Below are 4,737 nucleotides of genomic sequence, written 5' to 3'. Positions count from 1 at the left end.
GCGTGGCCGGCAGCACCTGGTTGTAGTCGACACCCGCGGCGCGGTACGACTCCGGCGGCGCGATGCGCACGTTCAGGTTCGACGCCTCGTCGGGCGTCAGGCTCGTGACCTCGATTTCCGCGCGAAGGGTTTCACCAAGCGCCGACTGGACCGCCAGCCGCCCGAGGCCGAGCGCCCAGGCGTTGGTGGCAGACAGACACATGGCAGCGATGGCCACGCCGGTCAGAGCAAAGCGGCGAGCGAACAACGAATTTCTTTTCAAGGCGTCTCCCAAGTGGAGGTGGCGGGCAGTGCACAGGCTCCCGTCGATTGGCGTCGTTCTTCTTGAGAAACCAGCACGCACCCCAGGCGCAGTAGAAAACACAATAACATCAACTAGATACGAAGACAAGCTCATGCATTGGCTGACGTTCCCGCCAGCGACGGGATTCGGGGCTTCTGGGGAGTGTCCTGTTGCAGTATGGCAACGCAACAAGACACTCCGTCTTCACTGGTAACTCTCTGTCACTCCAACGAAATTTCCACCGGTCACTGACCCAGCAGGATGCGCAGCATGCGGCGCAGCGGTTCGGCCGCGCCCCACAGCAACTGGTCGCCGATCGTGAACGCGCCGAGGTACTCCGGCCCCATCGCCATCTTGCGCAGGCGCCCCACGGGGATGGTCAGCGTGCCGGTCACGGACACCGGCGTCAGGTCCTTGAGCGTCGCCTCGCGCGTGTTCGGCACGACCTTGACCCAGGCGTTGTCGTTCGCGATCAAGGCCTCGATGTCGGCCAGGGGCACGTCCTTCTTGAGCTTGAACGTCAGCGCCTGGCTGTGGCAGCGCATCGCGCCGATGCGCACGCAGAAGCCGTCGACCGGAATGGCCGGCGTGCCGAAGCCCGTGCCCTGCCCCAGGATCTTGTTGGTCTCGGCCTCGCCCTTCCACTCTTCCTTGCTCATGCCGTTGCCGAGATCCTTGTCGATCCACGGGATCAGGCTGCCGGCCAGCGGGACGCCGAAGTTGGCGGTCTCCGCTGCGGAAAGCGAGCGCTGCTTCGCGACGAGCTTGCGGTCGATCTCGAGGATCGCGCTCTTCGGGTCGTCGAGCAGCGGGCGCACCTCGGCGTTCAGCGTGCCGAACTGCGTCAGCAGCTCGCGCATGTGCTGCGCGCCGCCGCCCGAGGCCGCCTGGTAGGTCTGGGTGCTCATCCACTCGACGAGGCCTGCCTTGAACAGCGCGCCCACGCCCATCAGCATGCAGCTGACGGTGCAGTTGCCGCCGATCCAGTCACGCTGGCCGGCGGCCAGCGCGTTCTTGATGACCGGCATGTTGACCGGGTCGAGCACGATGACGGCGTTGTCCTTCATGCGCAGCGACGATGCCGCATCGATCCAGTGCCCGTTCCAGCCGGCGTTGCGCAGCTTCGGGTAGACCTCGTTGGTGTAGTCACCGCCCTGGCAGGTGATGACGATGTCGCAGCGCTTGAGCGCCTCGATGTCGTTCGCATCCTGCAGCGTGGTCTCGTTCTTCGCGTAGGCAGGCGCCTTGCCGCCGGCATTGCTGGTGCTGAAGAACACCGGCTCGATCAGCTCGAAGTCGTTCTCTTGCGCCATGCGGTCGATCAGCACCGACCCCACCATGCCCCGCCAGCCCACCAGGCCGACCAATCTCGTTGCCATCTTTCTGTCCTGTCCGTTGAATTCGTTCGTGAAGGGTTGCGTCGAAAAAGCGTCTCGTCAGCCGTTCGCTTTCAGGTGGGCGACCACAGCGTCGCCCATCTCCTTCGTGCCCACCTTCGTGGTGCCTTCACTGTGAATATCGGCGGTGCGCAGGCCCTTTGCCAGCACCGCCTTGACGGCCGCCTCGATGCGCTGCGCCGCGGCTTCCTGGTTGAGGCTGAAGCGCAGCATCATCGCCGCCGACAGGATGGTGGCCAGCGGGTTCGCGATGCCCTTGCCGGCGATGTCGGGCGCCGAGCCGTGGCTGGGCTCGTACAGCCCCTGGTTCTTCGCGTTCAGCGAGGCCGACGGCAGCATGCCGATCGAGCCGGTGAGCATCGCCGCCTCGTCGCTGAGGATGTCGCCGAACATGTTGCCGGTGACGATCACGTCGAGCCGCTTCGGATCCTTCACCAGCTGCATCGCCGCGTTGTCGACGTACATGTGCTCCAGCGCCACGTCGGGGTACTGCGCATGCACCTCGGTGACGACGTCGCGCCAGAACTGGAAGGTCTCCAGCACGTTGGCCTTGTCGACGCTCAGCACTTTCTTGTTGCGCTTGCGCGCGGCCTGGAACGCGACGTGCGCGATGCGCTCGATCTCGGGGCGCGAGTAGCGCATCGTGTCGAAGGCCTCGTCGGCACCGGCGAAGGCGCCGTCGGGCGATTGGCGGCGGCCGCGCGGCTGGCCGAAGTAGATGTCGCCGGTCAGCTCGCGGATGATCAGCAGGTCGAGGCCGGCCACGATCTCGGGCTTCAGCGTCGACGCGTGCGTCAGCTCTTCGTAGCAGATCGCCGGGCGGAAGTTGGCGAACAGCTCCAGGTTCTTGCGCAGGCCGAGGATGGCCTGCTCCGGGCGCAGGTGGCGCTCGAGCTTGTCGTACTTCCAGTCGCCGACGGCGCCGAACAGCACCGCATCGGCCGCCTTCGCCAGCGCCAGCGTCGCCGCGGGCAGCGGGTGGCCATGGGCGGCATAGGCCGCGCCGCCGACCTCGGCGCTCTCGGTCTCGAAGCGCAGGTCGAGGCAGCCGAGCACCTTGACGGCCTCGGCCATGATCTCCACCCCGATGCCGTCACCCGGCAGGATCGCAATCTTCACGAATCAGTTCCTTTGTGATCTCAGACGCGCTGGGCCAGCCAGGGCTTCTGCAACAGACGCTCGGCTTCGAAGGCGCGGATCTTGTCGGCATGGCGCAGCGTCAGGCCGATGTCGTCGAAGCCGTTGAGCAGACAGAATTTGCGGAAGGGCTGGACGTCGAAAGGGATCGCCTCTGCGCCTGCCCGTTCGACGACCTGGCGGTCCAGGTCGATCGTCAGCTGGTAGCCGACGAAGGCGTTCACCTCGTCGAACAGGCGGCTCACCTCGTGCTCGGGCAGCACAATCGGCAGCAGGCCGTTCTTGAAGCAGTTGTTGAAGAAGATGTCGGCATAGCTCGGCGCGATGATGGCGCGGAAGCCGTACTGGTCGAGCGCCCACGGCGCGTGCTCGCGCGACGAGCCGCAGCCGAAGTTCTTGCGCGTGACCAGCACCGAGGCGCCCTGGTAGCGCGGCTGGTTCAGCACGAAATCCGGATTGGGCTTGCGGCTGGCCGGATCCTGGCCGGGCTCGCCATGGTCGAGGTAGCGCCATTCGTCGAACAGGTTCGGGCCGAACCCCGACTTCTTGATCGACTTCAGGAACTGCTTCGGGATGATCGCGTCGGTGTCGACGTTCTCGCGGTCGAGCGGGGCGACCAGGCCGGTGTGGATGCGGAAGGCTTGCATGGTCCGGTCTCCTTCAGGACAGCCGACGCACGTCGACGAAATGGCCCTGCATCGCGGCCGCGGCCGCCATCGCCGGGCTCACCAGGTGGGTGCGGCCGCCGGCGCCCTGCCGGCCCTCGAAATTGCGGTTCGAGGTGGAGGCGCAGCGCTCGCCCGGCTCCAGCCGGTCGGCGTTCATCGCGAGACACATCGAGCAGCCCGGCTCGCGCCATTCGAAACCGGCGCCGCGGAAGATCACGTCCAGGCCCTCGCGCTCGGCCTGCTCCTTGACGAGGCCCGAGCCCGGCACCACCAGCGCCAGCTTGACGTTCTTCGCCAGCTTGCCGCCGATGCGGCGCACGATGGCCGCGGCCTCGCGCAGGTCTTCGATGCGCGAGTTGGTGCACGAGCCGATGAACACCTTGTCGATCAGGATGTCGGCGATCGGCTTGTTCGGCTCCAGCGCCATGTACTGCAGCGCACGCTCCATCGCGCCGCGCTTGCCGCTGTCCTTCTCGCGGTCCGGGTCGGGCACGCGGTCGTCGATAGACAGCACCATCTCGGGCGAGGTGCCCCAGGTGACCTGCGGGCGGATGGCAGACGCGTCGAGCTCGACGACGGCATCGAAGTGCGCGCCCGGATCGGTGTGCAGCGTGCGCCAGTAGGCGACGGCGTGGTCCCATTCGAGGCCGCTGGGCGTGAACGGGCGGCCCTTCACGTAGGCGATGGTGGTGTCGTCGACGCCGACCAGGCCGGCGCGGGCGCCCGCCTCGATCGCCATGTTGCACACCGTCATGCGGCCTTCCATGCTGAGCGCACGGATCGCGCTGCCGGCGAACTCGATCGTGTAGCCGGTGCCGCCGGCGGTGCCGATCTTGCCGATGATGGCCAGCACGATGTCCTTGGCGCTGCAGCCGCGCGCCAGCGTGCCGTCCACCTTGACGAGCATGTTCTTCGCCTTGCGCGCCAGCAGCGTCTGCGTGGCGAGCACGTGCTCGACCTCGCTGGTGCCGATGCCGTGCGCCAGCGCGCCGAACGCGCCGTGCGTGGAGGTGTGCGAATCGCCGCAGACCACCGTCATGCCGGGCAACGTGGCGCCCTGCTCCGGGCCGATCACGTGGACGATGCCCTGGCGCTTGTCGTTCATCTTGAACTGCGTGATGCCGACGCGGTCGCAGTTGGCGTCCAGCGTGTCGACCTGCAGCTTCGAGATCGGGTCGGCGATGCCGTGCGAGCGGTCGGTGGTGGGCACGTTGTGGTCGCTGACCGCCAGGTTGGCCGACAGGCGCCACAC

5 protein-coding genes are annotated in these 4,737 nt (G+C 66.9%); all 5 read right to left on the bottom strand.

Annotation, left to right across the window (positions count from 1 at the left end):
* Positions 1 to 202, bottom strand: a 202-nt coding sequence (locus tag AC1DXV_RS31480) for a type IV pilus assembly protein FimV (RefSeq protein ID WP_477937417.1), incomplete at its 3' end; no start/stop codon positions are given.
* A gap of 326 nt (positions 203 to 528) precedes the next feature.
* Positions 529 to 1,662: an aspartate-semialdehyde dehydrogenase gene (gene asd / locus AC1DXV_RS31475; protein ID WP_477937415.1), complete on the bottom strand. Its 1,134-nt coding sequence runs from the start codon at positions 1,660 to 1,662 to the stop codon at positions 529 to 531.
* A 57-nt stretch (positions 1,663 to 1,719) separates the two neighbouring features.
* Entirely contained in the window at positions 1,720 to 2,799 is a 1,080-nt protein-coding gene (gene leuB / locus AC1DXV_RS31470) for a 3-isopropylmalate dehydrogenase (RefSeq protein WP_477871065.1), read from the bottom strand.
* Between the two features lie 20 nt (positions 2,800 to 2,819).
* Positions 2,820 to 3,464 carry a 3-isopropylmalate dehydratase small subunit gene (leuD, locus tag AC1DXV_RS31465; protein WP_477871063.1) on the bottom strand — a complete coding sequence of 215 codons (645 nt, stop codon included), beginning with the start codon at positions 3,462 to 3,464 and terminating at the stop codon, positions 2,820 to 2,822.
* Between the two features lie 13 nt (positions 3,465 to 3,477).
* Positions 3,478 to 4,737, bottom strand: a 1,260-nt coding sequence (gene leuC / locus AC1DXV_RS31460) for a 3-isopropylmalate dehydratase large subunit (protein WP_477937413.1), incomplete at its 5' end; no start/stop codon positions are given.

Source organism: Rhizobacter sp. P3_C12, assembly GCF_056402735.1.
Note: the sequence above shows the minus strand (reverse complement) of the source record. Positions and strands in the feature narration are given on the sequence as shown.